The sequence below is a fragment of the Anaeromyxobacter sp. SG17 genome (assembly GCF_022690695.1).
GTDB lineage: Bacteria > Myxococcota > Myxococcia > Myxococcales > Anaeromyxobacteraceae > Anaeromyxobacter > Anaeromyxobacter soli.
This window is the reverse complement of the sequence record NZ_JALCYX010000001.1, coordinates 155030-181190: the sequence shown is the minus strand read 5'-3', so window position 1 is coordinate 181190 and position 26161 is coordinate 155030. Positions and strand designations below refer to the sequence as shown.

Sequence of the window (26161 nt, the reverse complement as noted above, 5' to 3'; positions counted from 1 at the left end):
GAAAATGGCTGGCATCGAGAAGGTCCCGTCGCCGCGCAGCGGCGCACACACGGTGATCGGAAGCTCGATCGTGATCGACGGCGAGATCTCGGGTGACGAGGACCTCGTCATCCAGGGCACGGTCAAGGGCCGCATCAGCCTGCGCGAGAGCCTCTACGTCGAGGGCTCGGGCGTCATCGAGGCGGACATCGAGACGGCGAACGTCGAGGTGTCGGGCCAGGTGACGGGCAACATCGCCGCGAGCGACAAGGTCGAGCTGAAGGCCGACTGCAAGGTCGTGGGCGACATCCGCGCTCCGCGCATCCTCATCGCCGACGGCGCCCTCTTCAAGGGCAACGTGGACATGGACGTCAAGGAAACGAAGGGGAAGTGACCGTGGCGACCATCGACGGCAGCACCATCATCGGCGAGTCCATCCTCATCAGCGGCTCCCTCAACGGCGACGAGGACCTCACGGTCCGCGGCCGGGTCGAGGGCACGCTGACCCTCACGAAGACCCTCGTGGTCGAGCCGACCGGCGTCGTGAAGGCCGAGGTCCAGGTCAAGAACTGCATCATCTCCGGCGCCATCGTCGGCAACGTCACCGCCACCGAGTCGGTCGAGATCACCCGGGAAGGCCGGATGGTCGGCGACATCAGCGCGCCGCGCGTGATCATCGTCGACGGCGCGAGCTTCCGCGGCCGCATCGACATGGGCGAGGTGGACGTGGAGGCGGAGCGCGAGACGCGCACCGTCGTCTCGCGCCCGGCCCCGCTGCCGTCGCGCCCGGCCCTCCGCCCCGCGCCGCGCCCGGTCCCGATCGAGCGCAAGATGGAGGAGAAGACCGTGGCCGTCGCCGCGCCGAAGCCGCCCGCGCCCCCTGCGCCCGTCGCGATGGGCGCGGTGAAGCGCAAGGTGATCGTGAAGCGGAAGTAGCCGGTCTCGAGGCTCGCCGTGGAGCTCGAGCCGCGCACGACGGCGCCCGCCCATGCGACGGGCGCCGTCGCGTTCGTACCCCTCGCCGCCGTCACCGACGACGCGACCTTCCGGGTGCGCCCGGAGGGCGACGTGTCGCACCTCGCGGCCTCGATCGGCCGCCTCGGTCAGCTCTCGCCCGTCGAGCTCCGGCCGGACCCGGCGGCGCCGGGCCGTTACCAGGTCGTCGCCGGCTTCCGCCGGCTGGCCGCGCTCCGGATGCTCATGCGCGAGCGGGTGCTCGCGCGCGTGCACGAGCAGCTCTCCGAGGAGGACGCCTGGGGCGTCGCGCTCGGGCAGGCCCTGCTCACCGAGCCGCTCGACGGCGCGGCCCTGGGCGCGCTCCGGGAGCGGCTCGCCGGGACGGGAGTCGCGCCGTGGGCGGACGAACTCGTGGACGAGGCGCGCGTGCGCGCGCCGCTCGAGCCCGAGCTGCGCGAGCGCTTCTTCGCCTTCCTCGAGGCGGGCGCGCCCGCCGCAGCCGAGGCCCCGGCGCCCGCGCCCGACGAGGACGCCGCGCTCGAGCGCGAGCAGGAGGCCGACGAGGCCGAGCGCCTGGTCCCCGAGGAGGTCCCCGTGGAGGTCACCCCGGACGAGCTCGCTCAGGACGTGGCGCGGCGCTTCTGGGAGCTCAACCAGGATCTCGCGCTCGCCGTGGGGGCCTGGGCAGACTTGCCGCCCGAGGGCCGCCGCCAGATCCTGGCGCAGGCCCGCTGGGTGGCGGCGCTCCTGCCGCACCTCGAGGGAGAGGAAGAATGAGCCTCGACACCGATCGCGCCCGGCTCCTCGAGCTCCTGCGCGAGCTCTCCTTCGAGCGCCGGAAGGTGATCCTCGCCTCCGGCAAGGAGAGCGACTTCTACGTGGACTGCAAGCGGACGACGCTCACCGCCGAGGGGCACGTCCTCGTCGGCCGGCTCCTGTTCGACCGCGTCCGCCGCATCCAGCCGCTCGTGCGCGGCGTCGGCGGCCTCACCCTCGGCGCCGATCCCATCGCCAGCGCGATCGCGCTCACGAGCTTCCTGGAGCACGAGCGAGCGGGCGGTCTGGGAGGCGTTCATCCCCCCGGCACGGTCGACTCGTTCATCGTCCGCAAGGAGCCGAAGGGCCACGGCACCGGGCAGTGGATCGAGGGGCGCAAGACCATCCCGGACGGCAGCCGCGTCGTCGTCATCGAGGACGTGGTGACCACGGGCGGCAGCGCGCTCAAGGCCATCGAGCGCTGCCGGGCGGAGAAGCTCGAGCCGGTCGCGTGCCTCGCGCTCGTGGATCGGATGGAGGGCGGCCGCGAGGCGATCGAGGCGCAGGGCGTGCCGCTCCAGGCGCTCTTCACGCGCCAGGACTTCCTCGGATGACCCGCGCCGCGGTGGTCCGCGCCCTGCTGGGGCTCGCGCTCCTGGCGGCCGGCTGCACGATCCGCTCGCGCACGCCGTATCCCCGCACCGACCAGGGCGAGTGGGCGGAGAAGCGCGACCAGGCCACCCGCCGCGACCTGCTCTACGACGGCCTCGATCACCGCGCGACCGCGACCGCGACCCACCTGTCGCTCCCGGTGCGCGAGGCGCGCGCGCGCCGCCTCGCCGAGTGGAAGGGGTGGACGGCGGAGGAGCTCGAGCAGCGGCTCGCGAGGGAGCGCGCCGAGGCGGCGGCCGGCGAGGAGTTCCTGCTCGTCTTCTACACGCCCTCGTCGAGGGCGAACGACCTCGACGCGCCGAGGAGCATCTGGCACGTGGCGGTGAAGAGCGAGGCGGGGGAGCTCGTCAGCGTCGGCGCGCACATCGCCGACGCCGACGACGAGCTGCACGGCCTCTTCCCCTGGGTGGGCCCGTTCGACACCGTCTACCGGGTGCAGTTCCCCGTCCCGAAGGAGGGACCGCTCGCGGACGAGGGCTACGTGCTCGAGATCGCGAGCGCGCTCGGCGTGCTCGAGCTCGACTACACCTCGCCGCCGCTCCCCACGCCGCTCATCCAGCCGTCGCCGCCCGAGGGGCGCTGACCTTCGCGGCGCGGCCGCCGCGCGAGCGGCCCCGCTACTCGAGATCGCCGCGCGTGATGAGCGTGTCGCGCAGCCAGCGATCGTCGCTCTTGGGGTAGTCGAGGATGTAGTGCAGCCCGCGCGACTCCTTGCGCTGGCGGGCGCACTCGACGATGAGCATCCCGACGTCGGCGAGGTTCCGGAGCTCGACGAGGTCCGGCGTGAGGTTGTACTGCCAGTAATAGTCGCGGATCTCGCTCCGCAGCATGGCGATGCGGGTGCGCGCGCGCTCGAGCCGCTTCTGCGTGCGCACGATGCCGACGTAGTTCCACATCACGCGCCGGAGCTCGTCCCAGTTGTGCGCGACGACGACGCCCTCCTCGGGCGCGAGCGCCGAGCCCGGGTTCCAGTCCGGGATGTGCGGCGGCGGCCCGCTCCCCTCGGAGAGCTCGTCCGCGGCGCGCAGCGCGGCGCGCCGGCCGAACACGAGGCCCTCGAGGAGCGAGTTGGAGGCGAGCCGGTTCGCGCCGTGCAGGCCGGTGCAGGAGACCTCGCCGATGGCATAGAGGCGCGGGATGGAGGTGCGGCCGACGAGATCCGTTACGACGCCGCCGCACTGGTAGTGCGCGGCCGGGACGACGGGGATCGGCTGCGCCGCCATGTCGATGCCGAACTCCTTGCACGTCGCGTAGATGTGCGGGAAGTGCTCGAGCAGGAAGCTCTTCGGCAGGTGCGTCATGTCGAGGAACGCGCAGTCGTCGCCGCGCTTCTTCATCTCCGCGTCGATGGAGCGCGCGACGACGTCCCGCGGCGCGAGCTCCTTGCGCGGGTCGTAGCGCACCATGAATGCGTCGCCCGCGGCGTTGCGGAGGATGCCGCCCTCACCGCGGAGCGCCTCGCTGATGAGGAAGCTCTTCGCCTGCGGGTGGAAGAGGCAGGTCGGGTGGAACTGGAAGAACTCCATGTTCGCGACCGTCGCGCCGGCGCGGTACGCCATGGCGACCCCGTCGCCGGTCGCGACGTCGGGGTTCGAGGTATAGAGGTAGACCTTGCCCGAGCCGCCGGTGGCGAGGATGGTCGCGCCCGCCGAGAGGGTGGAGACGACGCCGGTGTCGCGGTGGAGCACGTACGCGCCGAGCACCCGGCTCGGGCCGCCGATGCCGGCCTTGCCGCTCGTCACCAGGTCGACCGCGACGTGGTCCTCCTCGATGCGGATCCCGCGCGCGTCGCAGGCGGCGAGGAGCGCGCGCTCGATCTCCCGGCCGGTCGTGTCCTTCGCGTGCGCGACACGACGGCGCGAGTGGCCGCCCTCACGGGTGAGGTGCAGCCGATCCGGGGCCTCCCGATCGAGCTCCACGCCGAGCGACATCAGCCAGCGGATGCGATCGGGTCCCTCGCGGACGGTCACCTCCACCGCCTCGCGCCGGCAGAGCCCCGCGCCGGCGACGAGCGTGTCCTGGATGTGGAGCTCGAAGTCGTCGTCGGGCCCGAGCACCGAGGCGACGCCGCCCTGGGCGTACTGCGTGGAGCCCTCCGAGCGCTGCCGCTTCGTGAGGACCAGCACCGAGCCGTGATTCGCGGCCTCGAGGGCGAACGTCAGGCCGGCGACACCGCCGCCCAGGACGAGGAAGTCGACGTGCTCGCGCGGGGAGAGGGTATTCATGGCGTCATTGTGTAGCGCATGTGTGTGCGTGCCGGTGGGGGAATAAAGTTGTCCGTCCCGACGTGCTCTTGGTAGGTTTTTCCCACCGCATGTCCGGCCCTCGCTCCCTCGTCGGCCTCGCCCTCGTGGGGCTCCTCTGCGCGCCCGCGCTGGCGCGGGGCGGAGACGTCTACTCGTACGTCGACTCGGACGGCGTGGTGCACTTCTCGAACGCGCCGAACGACCCGCGCTACCGCCGGGTGAACCGCGCGAGGAGCGGCGGCGGCGTCTATCGCTCCGGGTCGCAGGCGCGCGCGCGCCCGGCGGCGTCCGCTGACGAGCGCTACACGCAGTGGCGCGCCCACATCACCTCGGCGGCGGCGCGCTACGCGCTGCCCGAGGCGCTGCTCCTCGCGGTGATGTCGGTCGAGTCGAACTTCGATCACCGCGCCGTGTCCGAGAAGGGCGCGATGGGACTCATGCAGCTCATGCCCGGGACGGCGAAGGACATGTACGTGTCCGACGCCTGGGACCCGGGCCAGAACATCGACGGCGGGGCGCGCTACCTGCGCATCCTCGCGAACCAGTACCAGGGCGATCTCATGAGGACGCTCGCGGCGTACAACGCCGGGCCGGAGGCGGTCCGCCGCGCAGGCGGCGACGTCCCGAACATCCCGGAGACGCGCGAGTACGTCCGCAAGGTCGTCGCCCTGTACGAGGCCTACAAGGCCGGGAAGTGAACCCTTTGGCCAGGCGCGGCGGCACCCACGAGGTCGAGGGACTCGACGAGGAGTTCCTGTTCCACCTCTCGCGCGGGACCGAGCTCATCGGCGCCGGCGACGCGGACGGCGCGCGTGCCGCCCTCGAGCGGGCGCGCACGCTGCGCCCGAAGGACGTGAAGGTCCTGGGCCTGCTCGGCCAGGCGTACTACCGCCTCGGCCGATTCGAGGACGCGGGCGACGTGTGGCAGGTGCTCGTGGACGAGAGCCCGGTCGAGCCGGCGGCGCGCGTGAACCTCGGGCTCGCGCGCCTCAAGGCGAAGCGCCACGCCGACGCGGCCCGGCAGCTCCAGATCGCGCTCGACCTCAACCCCGACCACCGCAAGGCGATGGGCTACCTCGGCCTCGCGCTGCTCGAGGGAGGCGACCCCGCCGCCGCGCGCGCCTGGTTCGAGCGGACCGGCGCCGAGCACATGATCGCGCGCTGCGACGCGCTCCTCGCCGGCCCCGCCGGCGCGGAGGAGGAGGCCGCGCCGCCCGTTGCCGTCGCCGACGAAGGCGCCCCCGGCGAACCGCTACCCGCTGAGCAGCTCGAGCCGCTCGCGACGCCGGTGCCGGTCGCCGATCTCGCCGCCGAAGCTCCGCTCTCCGGATCCGACGCGTTCGACGCGGCGTCCGCGGCCCTCGCGGCAGAGGACGAGCGCGCCGCTCCTCCTGCCCCGATCGCGCAGGCCTCGCCCCCGGCGCTCTCCGCGTGGGCCGCCTCCCGCGTCCTCGCGCTCGAGGGGGCCGCTCCCTTCGCGGTGCAGGACGGGGTCCTCGCGGTCGCGGTGCGCGGCGAGCTGCGCGTCCGGCTCGAGGGCCTGTTCGCGATCCGCGGGCAGGTCGCGCTCGCCGGGGACGTGAAGCGCTTCCGCGGGCGCGTGACCGAGACGCCCTTCGGCCAGGGTGCCGCGCGCATGTACCACGCGAGCGGCGACGGCGTGCTCCTCCTGCGCGCCGGCGACCGGCGCCTCACCGCGCTGGAGCTCGGCGGCGAGGCCGCCTACTTCCGCGAGGACGCGGTGTGCGGCCTCGACGCGGGCCTCGCGTTCGAGAACGGGAGGGTGCCGTCGTCCGCGGGCGAGCTGAACCTCGTACACATCCGCGGGCAGGGCGCGCTGCTCGTCGCGTCTCGCGGCGAGCCCGTCGCGATCGACGTCGTGCCCGGCACGCCGGTGCGGCTCCCGCTCACCGCGCTCGTCGGCTGGACCGGCGCCCTCACGCCGCGGCTCGGGCCGCTCGCCGACGAGGCCGAGGGCGCGCCGCTCGCGGTGGAGCTGACCGGCGAGGGGCGGGCGCTCGCGGATCCGGAGGCGGTGGCGGAGCGTGGGGGCGGGGGCACGCCATGATGGCGCCACCCGCCCGCAGGGAGCCTGCTGCGACGCACGCTGCCTGCCTCCGCCGGGCGGCCTCGTCGTTGCGCTCCTCGACGTGCCTTACAGGCACGCCTGCGGTGCTCACTCCTCGGGGCGCCCGGCCCGGCGACGGCATCGCGCGTCTCGCGACGGCTCCATGCAAGCGAGGGGCGCCATGAGCCGCTCGCTCGCGCGGGAGTTCCTGAACGCGCCCAACGCGATCACGCTCACGCGGATCGCGATGATCCCGGTGTTCCTCTGGTTCACCTTCCACGAGTCGCGCGTCGACAGCTTCATCGCCTGCGTCGTCTACGCGGTCACCGGCGCGACCGACTTCCTCGACGGCTGGGTCGCGCGCAAGAAGAACCTCGTCACGGTGATCGGGAAGTTCCTCGACCCGCTCGCCGACAAGCTCATCGTGATGGCGGCGCTCGTGATGCTCGTCCACCTCGGGCGCGTCTCCGCCTGGGTGGTGATCGTCGTCATGGCCCGCGAGTTCATCGTGACGGGCCTGCGCACGATCGCGATGAGCGAGGGGATCGTCATCGCGGCGGGGCAGGAGGGGAAGCACAAGACGGCCTTCCAGGTCGCCTCCATCACCTTCCTGCTGTTGCACTACACGTACCCGATCGACGCGATCTTCTTCTCGTTCGACCTCGACGCGAACCGCGTCGGGACGTGGCTGCTCTACATCTCGCTCTTCTTCTCGGTCTGGTCGGCGCTGAAGTACTTCACCAGCTTCATCGAGGCGGTCTACCGCACCCCGGCGCGCTCCGACGGACGCGACCGCGCGGCCGGCTACCCGCGCGAGGCGGAGAGCAGCCGGTCACAGGCGGCGAGCACCGCGTCCGTCTCGGATTCGGCGCGCACCTCCGCGGCGGCGAAGCCCGGCACGCGGTGACCCCAGCGCGCGGAGTCGCCGCGGAAGAAGACGCCCACTGTGGGCGTCCGCACGGCGACGCCGAGGTGCATCGGGCCCGAGTTGTTCGACACCACGAGCCGCGCACGGCGCATCAGCCCGGCGAGGAGCGCGAGATCGGTGGGCGGTGCGAGGGTCGCGCCCGAGCCCTCCGCGATGGCGCGCGCGAGCGGCTCCTCGCCCGGACCCCACACGACGAGCACCGCGAGCCCGCGCGCCGCGAGGCCGCGCGCGACCGCTGCGTACGCCTCCGGCGGCCAGCGCCGGTCGGCGAGCCGCGCGCCGGGGTTGAGGAGCGCGAACGGCCGGCCGGCGAGCCCCGCGCCCGCGAGCAGCGCGTCGGCCGGGCCGAGATCCTCGCCGAGCGAGGTGTCGAGCTCGAGGCCGCTCGGCGGGAGCCCGAGCGGGCGGAGGAGCTCGAGCTTGGCGGGCACCTCGACGGCGTTCGCCGCATCGTGGGCGACGGGGTGGGAGAGGAAGCGGGCAGAGTCGCCGCGGTCGTGGCCCACGATGAAGCCTGCGCGTCCGCCGACGATGCGCGCGAGGAGCGCGGCGGTGAGCGAGAAGGCCGACCAGTGGCCCGCCTCGACCACGAGGTCGTAGCGCTCGCGTCGCAGCGCGCGCACGAGGCCGAGGAACCGCCCGGGCGCGCGGAAGGCGTCCCGCTTCTGCCAGAGGATCGCCCGGTCCACGTGCGGCGAGCCGACGAGGTGGCCCTGCCGCGGCGCGAGGAGGTGGAGCTCGGCGCGAGGCAGCCCGAGCTTCAGGGCGCGGAGGAGCGGGGTGGTGAGGAGCTGGTTCCCGACGCGCTCGTCCACTCGGATGACGAGGATCTTGCGGATGGAGGCGAGCGGCGGCTGCGCCGCGCGGGGACGCGGCCAGACGAGGTTCGCGAGGCCGAGCACGAGGGCGCGGCCGAGGGCCCGGAGCGCGTTCCCCGCGGCGCCGCGGCTCTTCCCGCCGCCCACGCGCGCGCGGAGCCGCTTGTCCTCGGCGCTCTTGCGGGAGGCCTCGCGGAGCTGCGCGAGGGCGGAGGAGGGCGGGTCCTTGGGTGCGTTCCGGGTCGTCACGAGGGCCGCGGATGTTAGCACCGGCGGGCTCCGGCGCTCCCCGCCGCACCCGAGAGATGGACGCTTGACACCATCCCGGAGCGCCTCTATAACCGGCGTCCTTCGCACGGATTCTGCGGGAATAGCTCAGTGGTAGAGCATCGCCTTGCCAAGGCGAGGGTCGAGGGTTCAAATCCCTTTTCCCGCTCCAGTTAAAGGCCCCGGTTCGCCGGGGCCTTTTTCTTTCAGCCCTTCAGCGCCTCCAACCCGCCTCCACGCGCGCGACCGCGGAAAGGCATACTGCTGGGGCGAGAGCCGAGCGGGGGCAGGTCGGCGATGCGTCCAGCATCGACGGGCGGGCGCCCTCGGCGGTTGCGGGCGATCTCTCGTTCGAGGCCTTGGATGCGGGCTTCCGCCACACCTGTGCCCGTGCCACCACGGGATCCGTCTCGTACTGGGGCTCCAGCGGGGCCGGCCAGCTTGGCACGAGCTCGACCAGCTCACGACATGTGCCGACGACGGTGTCGGGGCGGCCGTGAGAAGGACCTCCGGTCGACGACGCGCCTTCGTGATCGTCGCGCGCTCCTGGGCGCGCTGCTCGCCGCCGCGTGCTCGGCCGCGCTCGCCGACGAGCCGAGGAACCGCGGGGACGAAACGGAGCCGCGTCGGTTCCTCTCCGCTGGCGTGGATCTCGGTACCTCCCAGCACGTCGCCCTTGCCGCGGGGTACGGGAAGCCCGACGCGCGCTGGGGCGGCCTCATCGCCCACGGCTACCTCACGCTCAACTCCGCCGCGGCGCGCGTAGGCGCCAAGGTCGACCTCGAGGCCCTCGCGCTCGAAGGAGGCGTTCGGTGGGTCCGTACGTTCGAGCACCTGCCTCTCCCGGTCCAGCGCCGGCACACCCGTATCCCCGGCGGCGATGGATTCGAGTCGCGGGTCCTCGACCTCTCCGCGAAGGGAGGCCTTCCGCTTGGCCCCGGCTTCGCGATCTACGAGGTGGCCGGCGTACGGCAGCTCTCGTCACACGGGGACGTCCACCTGTACGACGAGCTGTACAGGATCGTTTACCGTCCGGACTGGCTCGGCACGGTGAGCGCCGGCTGGCTCGCGTCGCTCCGCGGCGGGACGGCGCTCCTGGGCGGGCGCGCGCTGTGGGCCTTCGAGTCCGGTCGTGGCGGAGATCCACTGGTGATGATCGGGCCCGTGACCTACTGGCGACTGTGGCCGCACATCGCGCTCGCGGGGGAGCTGCTCTACCCGGTATCGAACCCGGACAGCCTCGGGTTCATGGACTCGATCGCTGCGTTCGCGGTGCTCTCGTTCCGGGCGGCGACCGGGGACCCGCCGCCGCGGTTCCCCTGACGAGGGCACCCGCGACGTCGCGCCGGGCCACTCGAGCGCGAACGCCCCGCGTCACCACGCCGCGGCCGCAGGAGGGAACCGCGAACGACGAACGCGAGTGGTAAGTTCTCCCTCTTTGCGCGCAGGATCCAGAGCCATGCCGGTGGCGCCCACCACCCCATCGCGGACCCTCACCGACCTGCTGTTCGAGAAGGAAGAGGTCGGCCTCTGCCTCGTCGCACCCGACGGGACGGTGCTGCGCGCGAACGCCAAGTGGCTGCGCTCGACGGGGTTCACCGAGGAGCAGGTCGTCGGGCAGAGCATGGTCGAGCTCTTCCCCGATACGCGCGAGACGGTGCTGGAGATGCATGCCCGTGCACGCGCGGGGCTCCGCGTCGACGTCCCCCGGCACGTGCAGGTCGTGAACGGGCGCGAGACGAGGTGGGAAGGCACCCTCGATCCCGTTGCGATGGAGGGGGGGACGGGGCTGCTGATCACGACGCGCGACGTGACGCACGACGTACGCCGCGACCGCGTGGGCACCGAGCCGGACGCGCCGGCCCTCGATGACCTTTACACGGCGTTGTTCGAGCACAGCCCGGAGTGCGTCATCATCACCAGGACCGACGGGACGGTGGTGCGGGCGAACCCGGCGGCGTGTCGCGTGTACGGCGCGCCCGAGTCTGAGGTCTGCGGGCGAGGTCGGGCGGCTTACGTCGTCCGCGACGCAGCGCTGGAGGCATTCCTCTCCGAGCGCGAGCGAACGGGAGCAGCGCACGGGCGCATCACCGCGCGGCGCAACGACGGAACGGTGTTCCCGGTCGAGGCGTCGTCGTCGCTCATCATGGTGGAGGGGAGCGAGCAGTACGCCTGCGTCATCTTCCACGACGTCACCGACGAGCAGCGGAAGCAGGACGCGCTCCGGCACGCGTCCGAGCTGCTGGACCTGGGGGACGCGTTCTGCGAGCTGGATTCGGAGTACCGGCTGGTCCGCGTCAACGCGCGCCAGGAGCAGCTCACGAAGACGCCTCGCGAGCAGTCCGTCGGGAGGACGCACTGGGAGCTCTGGCCGGAGTCGGCGCGCCCGGATTCGCCGTGGTGGCGCGAGTACCACCGCTGCATGGAGGAACGCGTCCCCGTCGCGTTCGAGAACTACTACGCGCCGCTCGACCTCTGGAGCAGCGTGACCGCGTACCCGACGAGCAGCGGCGGGATCGCGATCTTCTTCCGCGACGTCCGGAAGCGGAAGCAAGCCGAGGAGGAGCTGCGGCGGTCCGAGGCCGCCCTCGACGCGTTCTTCGCGAACTCCCCCGGGCTCCTCGTCCTCGCGGACGAGGAGTTCCGGTACGTGAAGACCGACGCGACGACGCCCACGTACTTCGGGCTCACGCGCGAGAGCATCGTCGGAAAGCGGGTCGCGGAGCTCGCGCCGGCGTTGATCGAAGAGCTCGGTCCCGTGCTGAGGCGGGTCATCGACAGGGGAGAGCCGGCGCTGAACCAGGAGGCGCAGATCGCGTGGCGGGGCCGGGCAGCCGAGCTCGCGTACTGGCGCTCGTCGTGCTTCCCGGTGCAGCTTCCGGGCGGCAAGCGCGGCGTCGGCCTGACGGGCGTCGAGATCACCGACCTCAAGAACGCCGAGCGGGCGCTGCGCGAGAGCGAGGACCTGTACCGCTCGCTGTTCACGCTCGCGCCGAGCGGCGTCGTCCTTAACGACGCGGAGGGGCGGATCCTCGCGTTCAACGACCAGACGCACGAGCAGCTCGGCTACACGCGCGAGGAGTTCGCGCGACTGCACCTCGCCGACGTGGACGCCGAGGAGCAGCCGGTCGACGTCCGCAACCACATCACGGAGATCACCGCTCGAGGGGGCGCCGAGTACGAGGTGAGGCACCGGACGAAGTCCGGCGAGATCCGCAACGTGCTCGTCCGCACGCGCCCGGTCCGGATTGGCGGCGAGCTGCGCTTCGTGAACGTGTGGCAAGACATCACCGACCGCAAGCGGGCCGAGTCCGCGTTGCGCGACTCCGACCAGCGCAAGAGCGAGTTCCTGGGCGTGCTCTCGCACGAGCTGCGCAACCCGCTCGCGCCGATCCGGAACAGCATCTACCTGCTCGATCGTGCGCCTGCGGGCAGCGAGCAGGCGCGCCGCGCCCGGGAGGTCATCGCGCGCCAGACCGAGCACCTCACGCGGCTCATCGACGACCTGCTCGACGTGACCCGGATCTCGCGCGGCAAGATCGTGCTCCACGAGGCGCGCCTCGACCTGCGCGACCTCGCCCGGAAGACCGCGAGCGATTTCCACTCGCTGTTCGTGCAGGCCAAGGTCGAGCTCGCGGTGGAGGACGGGCACACCCCGATCTGGATCGAGGCGGATCCGGTGCGCGTCGCGCAGGTCATCGGCAACGTGCTGCAGAACGCGGTCAAGTTCACGCCATCGGGCGGTTCCGTGAAGCTGGCGCTGACGGCGCGGGACGGGAGCGCCTGGCTGACGGTGCGCGACGACGGGATCGGGATCGAGCCGGCGATGCTCGCGCGCGTCTTCGAGCCGTTCGCGCAGGCCGAGCAGTCGCTGGCGAGGACGAAGGGCGGGCTCGGCCTCGGGCTCGCGCTGGTGAAGGGCTTGATCGAGCTGCATGGCGGGAGTGTCGAGGCCCGGAGCAACGGGGTGGGGCACGGGACCGAGATCGCGATCAGGCTTCCCCTCGCGGCGGCCGCCGCCGCGTCCGATGGCGAGGCGGGCGCGCGCGCGCCGAGCCGACGCCGGTCGGTCCTCGTCGTCGAGGACAACCTGGACGCCGCGCAGAGCCTCGCGGACATCCTGGAGCTGGGCGGTCACCGGGTCACGGTGGTGCGCGACGGGCGCTCCGGGATCGAGGCGGCGAGGAAGCTGCGCCCGGAGGTGATCCTCTGCGACATCGGGCTCCCGGACCTGGACGGTTACGAGGTGGCCCGCGCGCTCCGGCGCGACGAGGCGCTCCGCGGGACGCGGCTCGTCGCGGTCACCGGGTACGCGCAGCCGGAGGACCGGCAGCGCGCCCAGGACGCGGGCTTCGACGGCCATCTCGCCAAGCCACTGAACCCCGACGAGCTGGAGCGGGCGCTGGAGTAGCGCGAGCCCGACCGAGAGTATCCATCTAGCGAGCCCGACCGAGAGTATCCATCGACGGACAGGGCGCGAGAGGACGTTAGATGCCCAACTCGGGCGTGGAAGATTGGCAGTCCGGGCGACTCACGCCAAACGCGAGGGCATCTGACGCGCTTTGGGCGCGCGCGCACGCGAAGATCGTTGTCTGCGGGCACACCGCTGCCACGGTGAGTCGCGCGCGGCACCGACACGGCTGAGGGGGTGAGATCGAGCGGAAAGGTTCTACGCAGCGCCGGCGCACTGCACACCATGGAGGACGCGTAGGTGGTAGGTGCCGGCGGGGAAGACCACGTTCCGTGAGCCCGAGCACCATTCGACCAAGGCGTGCCGGTACTCGAGGACGAAGGACTTCAGGCGAAGGAGGCCCTCGATCCTTCTCCACTTGTCGCGCGCGGCAATCCGGGGCTTGAGCTCGAAGCGAGGCTCGCCGCCGGCAGGTGGTCGCGCAAACGGATTCTGCGCTAGGACCCGCCCGACGCCGAGGAACCGACGGCCGTTGGTCGCGCTCTCCTGGTGGTGCTTCTGCTCGAGTTCCTGGACGGCGGCCGAGAGCAGCGTGCGGAACTCGGCCGCGGAGGAAAAGCCCGACGGAGCCGTCAGCTCGAGCTCGACTGTTTCCGGGAGGTAGCCTTTGGGGTCGAAGAAGATCTTCGGTCTGCGGGCCATGAGCTTGGTGGTGCCGATCTGTTCGGGTGCAGTCCAGAGGCCCGGCCACTCCGCGCCGCGTCGGACGAGCCCGGCAGCGACGGGGTTCGCGAGGACGTAGGCCGCCTTCGCGAGGACGTCCTCGGCGCCGAGGGGCTCGACCGCGCTGTAGCTCCCGTCGGTGGCCCAGAAACCCTCGAAGCGCCCGAGCGAGGCGTTCACCGCGCGGCCGACGAGGGAGTCGAGGTACTGCATGAACGACGGAAGGCGTCCTTGGGGATCGGTGATGATGAGGTGCGCATGGTTCGAGAGGACGCAGAGGACGTGGACGAGAACGCCGTGTCGTTGCGCCGCGAGCGCTAGGACATAAAGGAAGATTTCGTTGACGATCTTGGACGGCCGAAGGAAGAAGCGGCGTTCCGAGCAACGACGCGTGATGAGGTAGACGGTCCCGGGCAGAACGCGGCGAGGCGCAGTCATGGGGATGGCGGCAAGGCAGGCAGCGTGCCGTCGCCGGGGCATGTCGTTGCGAACCGTTAACGAGACGAGGTCCGCAGGAGAGGGTCGCGCCTTGGGCGGTCGGTCCGCTGCGCGGTACTCTCGGTCAGGGCGCCGGGCGCCGAGGGACGCGTGGATGTCGCGCAGCGCGCGGCCGGCCGCCGAGAGGGGAGCAGCGGGTCAGCGATCGATCTCGGGAGCGATCACGTCCAGGCTGGCGATGAGCGCGACCAGGTCTGCGACCATGAGCCCGGGTGATACGGCTTCGATGATCCCCATCGCCGCGAAGCTCCCGGTGCGGATGCGTACGCGCCACGGGGTGTTCGAGCCGTCGGACACGACGTAGTACGCCATCTCCCCGCGCGCGGACTCGACCCGGGAGAAGGTCTCGCCTGCGTCTGGTCTGACGTTCCTCGGCACCCTGGCCCGGATCTCGCCCTCCGGAATGGTCTCGAGCGCCTGGCGTACGATCCTGGAGGACTCCGCCATCTCGAGGCAGCGAACGTAATAGCGGTCGAAAGAGTCGCCGACGGTGCCGCAGAACCCCTTGCCCACGGGCACCGAAAACTCGAAGTGCGAGTAGGCGCCATACGGCATGTCGCGGCGGAGGTCCCAGTCCACCCCCGAACCGCGCAGGTTCGGCCCGACGAGGCCGTAGTCGATCGCTGTCGGGCCCGGGATGACCGCCACGTTCGCGAGGCGCTTCACGAAGATCTGGTTGAACGAGATGAGCCGATCGAACTCGACGAGGAACTTGTCGAAGTGGTCGAGGAACCGGAGGGCCTTGTCCCTCCACCCCGTCGGCAGGTCGAACGCGACGCCGCCGATCCGGTGATAGTTGTACGTCAGGCGGGCGCCGCAGAGCTCTTCCATGAGATCGTTGATGGCCTCGCGCTCGCGCACCCCGTGCAGGAAGCCCGTGAAGGTGCCGACGTCCATTGCCATCGTGCCTGCGGCCACGAGGTGACTCGCGATCCGATTCAGCTCACAGGAGATGACACGCAGCCACTGCGCGCGAGACGGTACTTCCACGCCGAGGAGCTTCTCCAGCGCGATCGCGTAGCCCTCGTTGGCGAACATCGCCGCCAGGTAGTCCACCCGGTCGGTGAAGGGAACGAAGGCGGCGTATCCGATTCGCTCGGCAGACTTCTCGATCGAGCGGTGTAGATACCCGACCTCCGGGGTCGCCCGCTTCAGCACCTCGCCATCCGTCTCGACGAGGAAGTTGATGACGCCGTGCGTGGCCGGGTGCTGCGGGCCGAAGTTGACCAGCATGGTGGACTCGGTACGGTCCGCTCGCTCGTCCATGTCGATGTCCTCTCGGTTCCTAGCGCGACGCAGCTGCTGGGCGGCGCCGCGTGGCCCAGCGCTCGCCGCGGATGATCTCTTGCAGCCGAAGGAGGCCCTCGATGACGGCCTCGGGCCGGGGCGGGCATCCCGGCACGTAGACGTCGACCGGGATCACCTTGTCGACACCCTTGCAGACGGAATAGGCGTTCTGGAACAGCCCGCCGCAGTTCGAGCAGGAGCCCATCGAGATGACGTATTTCGGCTCCGGCATCTGCTCGTACAGGAGCTTCACCCGCGCGGCCATCTTGTACGTGAGGGTGCCGGCGATGATGATGAGGTCGGCCTGGCGTGGCGACGCTCGCGGGATCGCTCCGAAGCGCATCACGTCCGCCCGCGGACCGCCGAGCTGCATGATCTCGATGCCGCAGCACGCGAGACCGAAGAGCAGGAAATAGAGCGAGCTCTCGCGGGCCAGGTTGATGAGGTCGTCGAGCCGGCTCGTGTGGGAAAGCGCGACGTCACCTCCGAGCCCGCGAGCCATCCGCTGAGCGGCCATTCTCGATCCCTCCCGACGCCCGGCGCGCCCTTGACCGGCGTTCGACGAGCATGTGAGCATGCTCAGAAATGAGCATGCTCAGTAACGCGAAGCGCGGCGCCGGTCAAGGTCTCGAGAGCCGTTGACGGTGCGGGCGCCCGTCCGGGATAACTCGCTGTCGCCGAAGTGCGGCAGCGGAAGCGATGCGCTAGGCGTTCCGCACGGATCGAGGGTTCACATGAATCATCGTGGTCGGCCCGGTCGCCGCGTTCCCAGCGGCGGCGCCCGCTCGGGGCTTCGGGAGCGCAACAAGGAGCAGAAGCTCGAGCGGATCGTGCGCGCGGGACGGGCGCTCTTCGTCCAGAAGGGGTTCGACGAGACGACGACTCGGGCCATCGCGGCGAAGGCTGGGGTCGCCGCCGGCACCTTCTTCCTCTACTTCAAGGAGAAGCGCGAGCTCCTGTTTCACCTCTTCAAGGACGAGGTCTCCGCCGTCCAGGAGAAGGCTCTCGCGTCGGTGCCGGGCGACGCGCCGCTGGTGGAGCAGATCGGGCACGTCTTCGGCAGTTTCTACGCCTACTACGCCAGGGACCCTCGCCTCTCTCGAGTGTTCATGAAGGAGCTCCTCTTCCTCGAGGTGGGAGAGAGCGACGACGTGCTCGCATTGACGCGGGGCTTCGTCGCGCGCCTCGCGGAGCTCGTCGCCCGCGCGAAGGACCGCGGCGAGATCGAGCCGTCCGTGGATCCCATGCAAGCGGCTACTCATGCGTTCGCGCTGTACGTGTTCGGGGTGGTTGGCTACCTCAACGGCGCGTTCCCCACGCCCGACCTCGCTCGGACGCAGCTCGAGCACCAGCTGGAGCTGCTCATGCAGGGCCTCGCCCGAAGCCGCGGCGAGCGCCGAGCGCCGAGCTCGCGCCAGAAGGCGACGATTCGCTCGGAGTGAGCGATGCGATGGAACCCGCGCCGCGCTCCCGCCGCGCCGCGCGATGCGCAGGGCGCCGCGTGGACGCGGAGTGCGATACCGGCGCACCCCCACGCCACACGCACCGTGACGGCGCCTCCTTGACCCGTGCGATCCGCCGCGTAGCATGCTCGGCACGTTCGGTGAACGACGGAGTCTCCCGATCATGCCCACGCCACGTCTCGCGACCGCGATCCCGCTCGCCCTGACTCTCACCCTCGTCGCCGCGTGCAGCGGAGGAGGCGACGGCAGCGGAGGCGGCGGTCCCGTGTCGTGCCAGTCCGGCGCGTGCCCGGCGGGGCAGCTCTGCGACCCATCGCGGAACCAGTGCGTCCCGAGCGGCGGCGCGTGCTCGATGGAGCGACCCTGCCCGGCGGGTCAGGTCTGCGACCTGTCGAGCGGCGCGGGCGTGTGCAAGGCGTCCTCGACCGCGTGCTCGTCCTCGACGTGCACGGCGGGCGCGTGCTTCTTCGGGGCGTGCACCGTGTGCGACGTCAATGTCTCCTGCCCGGCGTCGGGCGCGACCTGCGACGCCGCCGCGTCCATCGACGCGCTCCTGCCCGGGCCGATCGCGCTGATGGGGGACTTCGGGGGAAAACCGTTCACGTCGGACGTGCTCGGGTCGGGCGCCGACGGATACCAGGCGGTGTTCGCGTTCGACCTCGCGGAGCCGCGGGTGCTCACGGGCGACGCCGACTTCCAGGACGGCCTCATCGGCAGCTCCCGGGTGTGGATCCTCCGCGCGGACTGCGCGACGAGCGTGGTCGAGGCGCTGTTCACGCCCTGGTCCGAGGCGAAGACGCTCGCCCCTCGCTACCTCCCAGCCGGCAAGTACTTCGTCGTGCTCTTCTCCGACGCCGCGACGGCGCGCTACGCCGTCCGCCTCCGCTTCGCCGCGCCCGACGGGGCCCCGGGGAACAGCTGCGAGGCGCCGCTCCCGCTCGTGCCCGACGCGAGCGGCGCGATCGACGTCTCGGGCGACCTCACCGGCCGCTACCAGTTCGTGCCGGACGAGCAGTGCACGGGCGAGGGGCGGGGCATCCCGGAGGTGGCATACCGGCTCGACCTTCCGGAGCGCTCGTACGTGCTCCTCTCGGTCGCGGGCGTGGCGGGCTCCGGCGACTACCCCACCGTCGAGCTGAAGACCGACTGCTCCGCGCCGACGAACGCGTTCTCCTGCAACCAGTTCCCGATCCGGTCGAGCCAGCTCGAGTTCGGTCGGTTCCAGGTCTCGCAGCCGCTCGAGGCGGGCACGTACGCCGTGGTGGTGCACGGCGATCTCGACGATCTGGACGGCCACCCGTACACGCTGAAGGGCCGCGTCGAGCCCTGGGCGACGAACGACACCTGCGGCGCGGCGACGCCGCTCGTCCTGGCCTCCGGCGCCGCCACCGCGCAGGGCGACGGGAGGTACGCGACCGGCAGCGGCTGCGGCTGCGGAGGGACCTCCTACTGGTGCGACGAGTTCTTCTCCTTCTCGACGGCAAGCTTGGGCGACCGCTCCGCCGTCATCCGCGCCACGGCCGCGACCGCCACGTCGCGCCCGCTGCTCACGCTGCTGAAGGCTTGCGGCACCGCCGCGGCGGACTCGCTCGCCTGCGACCAGAACCCGTACCCCGGCGGCGACTCCGTCTCCGAGCTGCGCTTCGACGCGCTCCCGCCCGGCGACTACTGGGTCGGGGTCGCGGTGTCGGACGCCTACGACGTGCAGGTCACGCTCGGCGAGCCGAGCTATCCGCCCGTCCCGAACGACACGTGCACGACCGCGACGACGCTCGACCTCGTCTCGAGCACGGTCGCGCGCGTCGTCGGCGACACGCGCGGGGCGGCGGACGACGTCGGCGGGAGCTGCGGCCCCGCGTCGGCGGGCTCCGGCGGCGACGCAGCGTTCCGGGCGGTGCTCCCCGGACGCGGCACGGTGAAGCTCGACGTGGCCGGGCAGGATACGTTCTCGACGACCTCGACCCTCCGCTCCGATCCCGTCATCCGCCTCGATCCCGCGTGCTCGGGCGCGCCCGAGCCGAGCTGCGTCGACGCGACCGGGATCGGCGGCCGCGAGGTGGCGGCGCTGAAGGTGGACGGGACCTCGACCGCGTTCTGGGTCGACTCCGGGCAGGCCGACGGTCCGTACACGGTGCGCGCCGACTTCGTCGCGCCGCCGGCGAACGACCTCTGCTCCGGCGCGGAGGCCATCGTCGTGGGCGAGAAGGACGACCTCTCGCTCGCGTTCGCGGATCCGCTCGCGGCGTGCGCCTCGACGGGTCCGGACGTCTACTACAAGTACACGTGGACCGGCACGAAGCCCGGCACCGTCACGGTCTCCGTGTCGCCGACCGGGTTCGATGCGGTGCTCCGCGCGTGGGGCCCGAGCGCCGACGGGTGCACTCCGGCGTCGTGCCCTCCCCTCGTGGACGCGGGCGGCGTGGGCGTGTCCGAATCGGCGTCCGTGGCGCTGCGCACCGGCGAGACCGCGTGGTTCCAGGTCGGCGCCAGGGACGCGGGCGGGCCGTACGGGATCGGCATCGGGACCTACTGAGCGCGATGCGCACGGCGAGGCCGGCGCTCGCCCCGAGCGCCGCCGGGCGACGGGGCGATCCCGCCGCCGCGCGGGTCACTCCTCGATGCCGCTGATGGGCGGCGCCTCGGCGCGGTCGCGCTCCCCCACGTCGGCGTGTCCGCTCTCGTCCGCTTCCCCGGGCGCGGCGCCGGGCCGGGGCACCGGGTGACGGTGCGGCTCCGCGGGATGCTGCTGCGCCTCCGGATGTCCCGCGCGCGCCGGCTTGCGCCCGACGGTGCTCTCCGTCCACCTGACCCCGGGTGGGAGGCTCGCGTCCGGCGGCTCCCGGGCGGCATACACTCCGTCAGACGCCATGACCGGGGAGCCTCCGCCAGCCCCGAGGTCGCCGGAGCCGTTCACCCTATCGGCCCTGCTCCAGGCGCTCGCGCGCGACACGGCTCCGAGCAGCCTCGCCCGCGTTCCGCCCGGCCCCGGCGAGAAGGTGGGCCGGTTCGAGGTCGTGCGCGAGCTCGGGCGCGGCGGGTTCGGCGTGGTGCTCGAGGCGAGGGACCCACTGCTCCACCGTCGCGTCGCGCTGAAGCTCGTCAGGCCCGGCCGGCGCGTCGATGCGGGCGGCCCCGAGCTGGCGGAAGCCGCGGCCGTCGCGCAGCTCGCACACCCCAACATCGTGGACCTGCACGATGCCGGGGTGAGCGACGCAGGACCCTTCCTCGTCTTCGAGAAGCTCGAGGGAGAGCCGCTCTCGAGCCGGCTCGAGCGCGGTCCGATGCCGGTGGCCGAGGCGGCGCGGATGGTCCTCGAGGTGGCGAAGGGCCTCGCGCACGCCCACCGGAATGCGGTCGTCCATCGCGACCTCAAGCCCTCGAACGTGTTCCTCTGCGCGGACGGTCGGGTGAAGGTGCTCGACTTTGGCCTCGCCCGCATCTTCGGAAGGCGCCGGACGATCGAGGGCGGGACGCCGGGGTGGATGGCACCCGAGCAGCGACGCGGGGCCCCGGAGGACGAGCGCACGGACGTCTGGGCGCTCGGAGCCATCCTCTTTCGCGCCCTGGCGGGCAGAGACCCCGCGGAACACCGGCTCACCATCGAGGAAGAACCGCAGCTGATGGCGCTCCTCGAGCGGATGCTCGAGCACGACCCGGTGAAGCGGCCGCGGGACGCGACGGAGGTCGTGCAGGCCCTCGAGCCGATCGTGCGCACGATCGAGGCGCGGCAGGGGCGGGCGACGATTCGCGTCCGCCGCAGGGTGCCTCGCACCGTCCGGCGAGCTGCGGCCGCGCTGTCGATCCTGGCCGCGGCTGCGGTGTTCGCCTGGCGGTTCGTTCCGGGGCCACGGTCGCTTGCTCCCGCACGGCCGCCGCTCGTCGCCGTCGCCGATTTCACGAACGAGACGGGGGACCCCGATCTCGACGGCCTGGGGGGCCTCGTCGGAACCGCGCTCCAGGAGTCGCCGGGACTGCGCGTGCTCACCCGCAGCCGCATGCGCGACCTCCAGCGCACGATCGGAGACGAGGGTGGGGACCGCATCGACGAGTCGACGGGGCGCGAGATCGCGAAGCGCGCGGGGGTCGGGGGACTGCTCGTGGGCTCCGTCAGCCGCATGGGCGAGCTGGTCCTCGTGGAGCTGCGAGCGATCGATCCGCAGCGCGACGAGTACCTCTTCACGCACCGCGAACAGGCGCGGGGCAAGTCCGAGGTGCTGGCGCTCGTCGATCGACTCGCGGTCCGGGCGAGGCAGCAGTTCCTCGGGGATCGCGGTCCTTCGACCTACTCGGCACCCATCGCACGGCTCGTCACGCCGAACCTCGAGGCGTATCGGCACTACGCGACGGGAAGGTCGCTCGAGGAGCGGAACCTCCCCGGCGCACAGGACGCTTACCGCGAGGCGATCGAGCTCGACCCCGAGTTCGCGCTCGCCCACTTCGCGCTCGTCACCGCGGCGTCTCGGGAGAAGGCCCCCATCGGCGAGCTCGGGGCGATCGCCACCGCGGCGATCCAGGTGGCCGACCGCGCCCCCTGGCGCGAGGCACGGCTGATCCGCGCCTGGAACGCGATCGTGGAGCGGCGCGTGGCCGATGCTCGAGCGCTCTTCAAGGAGGTCCTGGAGCGTCATCCCGACGACAAGGAGGCCCTCGCGCTGTACGCGTCGGTGGCGGCTTCGCCCGAGGAGGCGCTCGCGTACCTCGAACGGGCTCTCCTGGCCGATCCCATGTACGTCCCGGCACAGGAGCAGATGGTCGGTGCCCTGCGTGACCTCGGTCGCGAGGCGGAGCTGCTCCCGCTCGCGCGTACGTGGCTCGCGCAGCCGCCGGCACCTCGTCGCCTGGGGGCGGCGGCGCTGGCCCTCGCGGCCGCCGGTGATCTCGACGGTGCGCTCGAGGCTGCGAAGCGCGAGGACCTCCTGTCCCCGGGTCGATCGACGCTCGAGGCGATTCACCTGGCCCGGGGCGAGTACGTCGAGGCCGAGCGGGTGGCACGCGAGCGTATCGAGCGATCCGGGAAGGGAATCGGCTGGCTCGCGGTGTCGCTCACGTACCAGGGGCGCAGGAGAGAGGCGCTCGCGGTCCTGGAAGAGGCCTCGCGCGGCGGCTCGCTGGCAGCCTACGCCGCCCTCGGGATCGCCGCCGCCGATGGACCGACCGAGCGACTCCGCGCGCGCGCCCGGGCGCTGGTCGCCGCCCAGCCGTCACTCGATTGGCTCGCCGCGCTCGCGCTCGCGCTCGCGGGCGACGTGCCGGAGGCCGAGCGCTACGCGGGGGCGTTGTCGCGCGACCAAGCGGATCCGGGCAGCACCGTCTTCCCGGACGAGGTCCTTTCCGTCGCGACCTTCGTCCGAGCAGTCGCCGCGCGTGCGCGCGGCGATCCAGCGACGGGCCGCGCCATGCTCCGCGACCTCGTGGCATCACGGCGCTTCAAGGCGCGACTCGTCTGCGCGTTCGCCCTCGGACAGGCGTGCGCCGAGGACGGCGATCTCGGATGCGCCGTCGCTGCGCTGCGGCAGTACAGGACGGACCATTCGCCGGTCGTCCTGTTCCAGAACTGGATGTTCCCCCGCTCGGCGCTGCTCCTCGCTGAGGTTTTGGAGCGGCAGGGCCAGGTGGACGAGGCGCGCGGCCTCGTGCAGAGATTCCTTTCGGACTGGCGCAACGCCGACCGCGACCTGCCGGAGCTCGCCCGGGCGCGTGCGCTGTGCACGCGCGTCCGGTGTCACCCGGCGCCGCCCGCCCGCGACTCCCTGCGACAGGGCAGGGATCCGGCGGGACTTGGCCGCGAGAACTGAATGAGCGTCAAGGCGATCGTCGTTCGCGCTTCACAGGTCGAGCACCACATCGCCCTCCGGTCGCGAGCAGCAGATGAGCGCGGCGCCAGGGCCCGGCGGCTCGACGGGTTCGGGCTCGTAGCGGACGCTGCCGGAGACGAGGAAGCTCTCGCAGTTGTGGCAGACGCCCGTCCGGCAGGACCAGCGCACGGGCACGTCGCACGCCTCCGCGAGCTCCAGCAGGCTCTGGAACCGCGAACACCAGCGCGTCTCGAGCCCGCTCCGGGCAAAGGACACGATCGGCCCTTCACCGGGGCGGCCCTCGGGCTGATGCGGACGAACGCGGGCCCCAGGAGCGATCCCAGGCGTCAAGGACGGTCCGGCACCGAAGACCTCGGTGTGGATCCTGCCGGGCGCGACGACCTGGCCCGCGAAGCCAGCCCGCAGGTCGGCGAGGAACGCCGGGGGCCCGCACAGGTAGAAGTCGGCGTCGTGGGGTACCCCGAGCTCCTCGAACGCCGAGACGGTCAGGTGCCCGGGCGCGTCGAAATCGACGCCCAGGCGGTCGGTCGGGGCGGGCCGGCTGTAGCGCACGTGCGCGTGGGCGTTCGGGAGCGCTCGGAGGAGCGCCCGCGACTCCGCGGCGAAGGCATGGCTCGCGCGATCGCGGGCACCGAACAGCCACCAGACGTGGCGTGGCGTGCGCGCGGCCGCGAGCGCGTGCAGCATCGCGAGCACCGGCGTGGCGCCGACCCCCGCGCTGGCGAGCACCACTGCGTTCCATCCAGGACGGAGCGTGAAGCTCCCGCGAGGCGCGCTCACGTCGAGCGTGTCGCCGGCGTGGACGTGGTCGAAGATGTAGCCGCTCGCCACACCGTTCACCTCGCGCTTCACGCTCACGCGGTAGCGCTCCGCGCTGGGGACGTCGGAGAGCGAATAGCTGCGCACGACCGGCGGTGCGGAAGGATCCGGGCGGACGCGCAAGACCACGAACTGCCCGGGGAGCGGCACGGCCAGCGGTGATCCGTCCACGGCCTCCAGGGTGACCGAGAGGATGCTCGCGCTCTCCTGCGCCAGCCGGGCGACGCGCATCGGTCGGAAGCCCTCCCACGCGGGCGCCGGCGCGACGTCGGGTGCGAGCCCGGAATTGCCGGCCGGCGGCCCGCCCGCTCGTTCCTGCGCGAGGAGCGCGCGAAAGGACCCCTGCCATCCGGCGCTCAGCGCCGGGATGCGCAACGCCCGCTCCAGCCGATCGGGTGGGTGCCCGGGCAGGTAGAGGAGCGCGTCGATCTCGGCGACGGTCATCTCCTCAGGGCCCCGAGCGACGCGGATGATGTCGTCGCCCGCTCCGACCTCGCCCTCCTGGATCACGCGGAAGTAGAAGCCGGGCCGGTGGTGGGCCACGAGCAGGGCCGCCATGCGCGGCTCCCCCATGCGCATCCCGACGCGGAAGCAGGTCACGCGGGGCTGCGTCACCTCGAAGACCGCACCTCCGATCCGGTAGCGATCGCCGATGCACACCTCGTCGTCGGCGAGCCCTTCGACCGTGAAGTTCTCTCCGAACTGTCCAGGGTCCAACGGACCGCGCCCCAGCGCTCGTTCCCAGTACCGATACGACGCGATCTGGTAGACGAGCACGGCCCGGTGCTCGCCGCCGTGGCCCATGAGGTCTCCCTGGGCGTCCCCGTCCACGTCGAGGCGCCGCACCATGCGGCGGCCGGTGACGGGAGCCTTCCAGACGGAGGTATGGACCATGCGCCCGTACCAGGCGACATCGCGCGGCAGACCGACGTTCACCGAGAGCAATCGAGGCACCGGAGCTCCTCCCTGCGATCTCCTCGCGACCACGCCCGACACGCAACGGACGGCCGGGCGTACTCGCGGCGCCTCCTCTGCGTAGCGGTTGGCTCGACCGGTAGGTAAGTGGGATGAGCGACTCGCGCTGCCCGATGCTCGATTCGCCGGCGCGCAGCCAGGCGCTCCTCTGCGGTGGCCGCACCCACCCGAGCCGCTCGGAAAGCGCCCGGTAGAAGGGACGCAGCGCCGTGAGAAGCAGAGGGGGAGGGGCCGCGCTGGCGCCCTCCCCCTCGTTCACCATCCGCGAAGACCTGCTACGGCACGACCTTGCTCGTCGCCGTCGCGACGTCGGCGTCGGGATCCGGGTCGACCACCGTCGCGGTCCAGGTGACGACTCCTGGCCCCGCGGGCGCGTAGGTGGGGAAGGACACCTTCGCGGTGGCGGCGGGCGCGAGCGTCACGTCCTGGCTGGCCGAGTACACGATCTCCGTCACACCCTGGGCGTCGGTGACGGAGCCCTCCACGTGGACCGCCACGGTCCCGGCGACCGTCCCGGCGTTCACGACCGACACCTTCGGCGCGGCCGTGCCGCCGCGCGAGAGGTCGAGCCGCTTCGGCACCGAGAACCGGGTGACGTCCACGTCCACCACCGCGCTCGGCTGGCTCTGGCCCGTGCCGCTGACGGTGAGCTGGACCGTCCCGGTCGCGGCGTCGTCGTTCGCGATCTGGAAGCACCCGCTGTCCGCCGACGCGTCGGTCGGCGCGTACTTCACGGTGAGCGTCTGGGAGCCGCCGGGCGCGACCGTGAACGAGGCCGAGGGCGACGCGCTGAACTCGGCGGACGTGCCGGTGCAGCTCGACACCGAGGTCACCGTGAGATCCACGCTCCCCGTGTTCGACACGGTCGCGGTCTGCGTGGCGGAGCTGCCGACCGCCACGGTGCCGAACGCGATGGAGGTCGGCGCCACCGCGATCTTCGGCGCGGGCGCGACCGGGAAGCTCGTCGCGTCTCCCGGCAGCGTGCGCGCGGTGATCTCGTCGACGTTCGTGACCTTGTCGCCGTCGGAGTCCTTGGGCTCGGCGGCCGTGAGCGCTGACGTGATGCCGGAGGCGATCCCGGCGCGCACGTCGGTGCCATACGGGTTGAACGTGCTCGTTCCGCCGCTGCCGTGGCAGGTCGTGCAGCTGTCGAGGGCCGTGCCGGAGGTCCCGTACTTGGAGTTGAACGTCGAGAGGTACGTGGAGAGCGCGCTCGCGGAGAGCGGCGCGGCAACAACCCCGGCGAGTACGGCGACGACGGCGAGGTGCTTGATCCGGTGCATCGTGTTCCCTTCTCCGGGCGACTCGCCCGGCGATGAGGGGGCTCGGAGACCGCCCCTGCTGCGGGTTCATCCCGCGTGCAGCGGGTGCCCCCTGCTGCACGCAGGACGCCGCCATGCCGCGTGGCGGAGCACGAATGCCGACCGAGAAGCACCATGATCGTGTGACGTCAAAATAACCCGGGGTTTACGCGGACC

At 72.0% G+C, this 26161-nt stretch carries 21 protein-coding genes and 1 tRNA gene; 14 read left to right on the top strand and 8 right to left on the bottom strand.

Annotated features, from left to right (window positions below):
• Nucleotides 1-4: 4 nt before the first annotated feature.
• The 5 genes from MNY60_RS00825 to MNY60_RS00805 are packed head-to-tail and all read left to right on the top strand — an operon-like array spanning nt 5 to nt 2947.
• Complete coding sequence (locus MNY60_RS00825) at nt 5-373, top strand: polymer-forming cytoskeletal protein (protein WP_242336257.1); 369 nt, start codon at nt 5-7, stop codon at nt 371-373.
• Between the two features lie 2 nt (nt 374-375).
• Nucleotides 376-915 carry a polymer-forming cytoskeletal protein gene (locus MNY60_RS00820; protein WP_242336254.1) on the top strand — a complete coding sequence of 180 codons (540 nt, stop codon included), beginning with the start codon at nt 376-378 and terminating at the stop codon, nt 913-915.
• Nucleotides 916-933: 18 nt separating this feature from the next.
• Nucleotides 934-1713 carry a ParB N-terminal domain-containing protein gene (locus tag MNY60_RS00815; protein ID WP_242336251.1) on the top strand — a complete coding sequence of 260 codons (780 nt, stop codon included), beginning with the start codon at nt 934-936 and terminating at the stop codon, nt 1711-1713.
• Nucleotides 1710-2306 (top strand): orotate phosphoribosyltransferase, encoded by a 597-nt coding sequence (pyrE, locus tag MNY60_RS00810; protein ID WP_242336248.1) that lies wholly within the window; start codon nt 1710-1712, stop codon nt 2304-2306. Before MNY60_RS00815 ends, pyrE begins: the two co-directional genes overlap by 4 nt.
• Nucleotides 2303-2947 carry a hypothetical protein gene (locus MNY60_RS00805; RefSeq protein WP_242336246.1) on the top strand — a complete coding sequence of 215 codons (645 nt, stop codon included), beginning with the start codon at nt 2303-2305 and terminating at the stop codon, nt 2945-2947. Before pyrE ends, MNY60_RS00805 begins: the two co-directional genes overlap by 4 nt.
• A 34-nt stretch (nt 2948-2981) precedes the next feature.
• Here the strand turns inward: MNY60_RS00805 and nadB are convergent, their stop codons facing one another.
• Nucleotides 2982-4589, bottom strand: a complete 1608-nt coding sequence (gene nadB / locus MNY60_RS00800; RefSeq protein ID WP_242336243.1) for an L-aspartate oxidase — start codon at nt 4587-4589, stop codon at nt 2982-2984.
• 89 nt (nt 4590-4678) lie between these two features.
• Here nadB and MNY60_RS00795 point away from each other — a divergent pair, with 89 nt between their 5' ends.
• From MNY60_RS00795 to pgsA, 3 genes are all read left to right on the top strand, one after another.
• Nucleotides 4679-5308, top strand: coding sequence for a lytic transglycosylase domain-containing protein (locus MNY60_RS00795; protein ID WP_242336240.1), 630 nt, complete (start codon nt 4679-4681; stop codon nt 5306-5308).
• Nucleotides 5305-6678 carry a tetratricopeptide repeat protein gene (locus MNY60_RS00790; RefSeq protein ID WP_242354426.1) on the top strand — a complete coding sequence of 458 codons (1374 nt, stop codon included), beginning with the start codon at nt 5305-5307 and terminating at the stop codon, nt 6676-6678. The genes MNY60_RS00795 and MNY60_RS00790 overlap by 4 nt, the downstream gene beginning before the upstream one ends.
• Before the next feature lie 181 nt (nt 6679-6859).
• A complete protein-coding gene (gene pgsA, locus MNY60_RS00785; protein WP_242336234.1) occupies nt 6860-7585 on the top strand; it encodes a CDP-diacylglycerol--glycerol-3-phosphate 3-phosphatidyltransferase in 726 nt (241 codons plus the stop codon).
• Here the strand turns inward: pgsA and MNY60_RS24100 are convergent.
• Nucleotides 7483-8673 (bottom strand): glycosyltransferase family 9 protein, encoded by a 1191-nt coding sequence (locus tag MNY60_RS24100; protein WP_242336230.1) that lies wholly within the window; start codon nt 8671-8673, stop codon nt 7483-7485. The two genes, pgsA and MNY60_RS24100, sit on opposite strands and share 103 nt — an antisense overlap.
• 115 nt (nt 8674-8788) lie before the next feature.
• Here MNY60_RS24100 and MNY60_RS00775 point away from each other — a divergent pair.
• The 3 genes from MNY60_RS00775 (at nt 8789) to MNY60_RS00765 (ending at nt 13102) form a co-directional block, all read left to right on the top strand.
• Nucleotides 8789-8863 (top strand) — tRNA-Gly (locus tag MNY60_RS00775).
• 473 nt (nt 8864-9336) lie between these two features.
• Nucleotides 9337-10014, top strand: coding sequence for a hypothetical protein (locus tag MNY60_RS00770; protein WP_242354405.1), 678 nt, complete (start codon nt 9337-9339; stop codon nt 10012-10014).
• A 136-nt stretch (nt 10015-10150) separates the two neighbouring features.
• Nucleotides 10151-13102 (top strand): PAS domain S-box protein, encoded by a 2952-nt coding sequence (locus MNY60_RS00765; protein ID WP_242359834.1) that lies wholly within the window; start codon nt 10151-10153, stop codon nt 13100-13102.
• A 258-nt stretch (nt 13103-13360) separates the two neighbouring features.
• Here the strand turns inward: MNY60_RS00765 and MNY60_RS00760 are convergent, their stop codons facing one another.
• The 3 genes from MNY60_RS00760 to nuoB form a co-directional block, all read right to left on the bottom strand.
• Entirely contained in the window at nt 13361-14263 is a 903-nt protein-coding gene (locus MNY60_RS00760; protein WP_242336271.1) for a hypothetical protein, read from the bottom strand.
• Nucleotides 14264-14461: 198 nt separating this feature from the next.
• Nucleotides 14462-15589, bottom strand: coding sequence for an NADH-quinone oxidoreductase subunit D (locus tag MNY60_RS00755; RefSeq protein WP_242336221.1), 1128 nt, complete (start codon nt 15587-15589; stop codon nt 14462-14464).
• Nucleotides 15590-15608: 19 nt separating this feature from the next.
• Nucleotides 15609-16127 (bottom strand): NADH-quinone oxidoreductase subunit NuoB, encoded by a 519-nt coding sequence (nuoB, locus tag MNY60_RS00750; RefSeq protein ID WP_374109392.1) that lies wholly within the window; start codon nt 16125-16127, stop codon nt 15609-15611.
• 217 nt (nt 16128-16344) lie between these two features.
• On the opposite strand from nuoB, the gene MNY60_RS00745 reads away from it, so the two are divergent.
• Together MNY60_RS00745 and MNY60_RS00740 are read left to right on the top strand one after the other, a co-directional pair.
• The gene (locus MNY60_RS00745) at nt 16345-17052 is read left to right on the top strand and encodes a TetR/AcrR family transcriptional regulator (RefSeq protein ID WP_242336217.1); all 708 of its coding nucleotides are present in this window, start codon (nt 16345-16347) and stop codon (nt 17050-17052) included.
• A gap of 184 nt (nt 17053-17236) precedes the next feature.
• Nucleotides 17237-19606, top strand: coding sequence for a hypothetical protein (locus MNY60_RS00740; protein WP_242336214.1), 2370 nt, complete (start codon nt 17237-17239; stop codon nt 19604-19606).
• Nucleotides 19607-19681: 75 nt separating this feature from the next.
• Here MNY60_RS00740 and MNY60_RS00735 read toward each other — a convergent pair whose 3' ends face one another.
• Entirely contained in the window at nt 19682-19942 is a 261-nt protein-coding gene (locus MNY60_RS00735) for a hypothetical protein (protein WP_242336211.1), read from the bottom strand.
• Between MNY60_RS00735 and MNY60_RS00730 the strand changes: the two genes are divergently transcribed.
• Nucleotides 19941-22868 (top strand): protein kinase, encoded by a 2928-nt coding sequence (locus MNY60_RS00730; protein ID WP_242354392.1) that lies wholly within the window; start codon nt 19941-19943, stop codon nt 22866-22868. The genes MNY60_RS00735 and MNY60_RS00730 overlap by 2 nt on opposite strands.
• Before the next feature lie 30 nt (nt 22869-22898).
• On the opposite strand, the gene MNY60_RS00725 is transcribed toward MNY60_RS00730, so the two are convergent.
• A complete protein-coding gene (locus MNY60_RS00725) occupies nt 22899-24662 on the bottom strand; it encodes an MOSC and FAD-binding oxidoreductase domain-containing protein (RefSeq protein ID WP_242359833.1) in 1764 nt (587 codons plus the stop codon).
• A 296-nt stretch (nt 24663-24958) separates the two neighbouring features.
• Nucleotides 24959-25966 carry a choice-of-anchor D domain-containing protein gene (locus MNY60_RS00720; RefSeq protein ID WP_242336202.1) on the bottom strand — a complete coding sequence of 336 codons (1008 nt, stop codon included), beginning with the start codon at nt 25964-25966 and terminating at the stop codon, nt 24959-24961.
• Between the last annotated feature and the right edge of the window lie 195 nt (nt 25967-26161).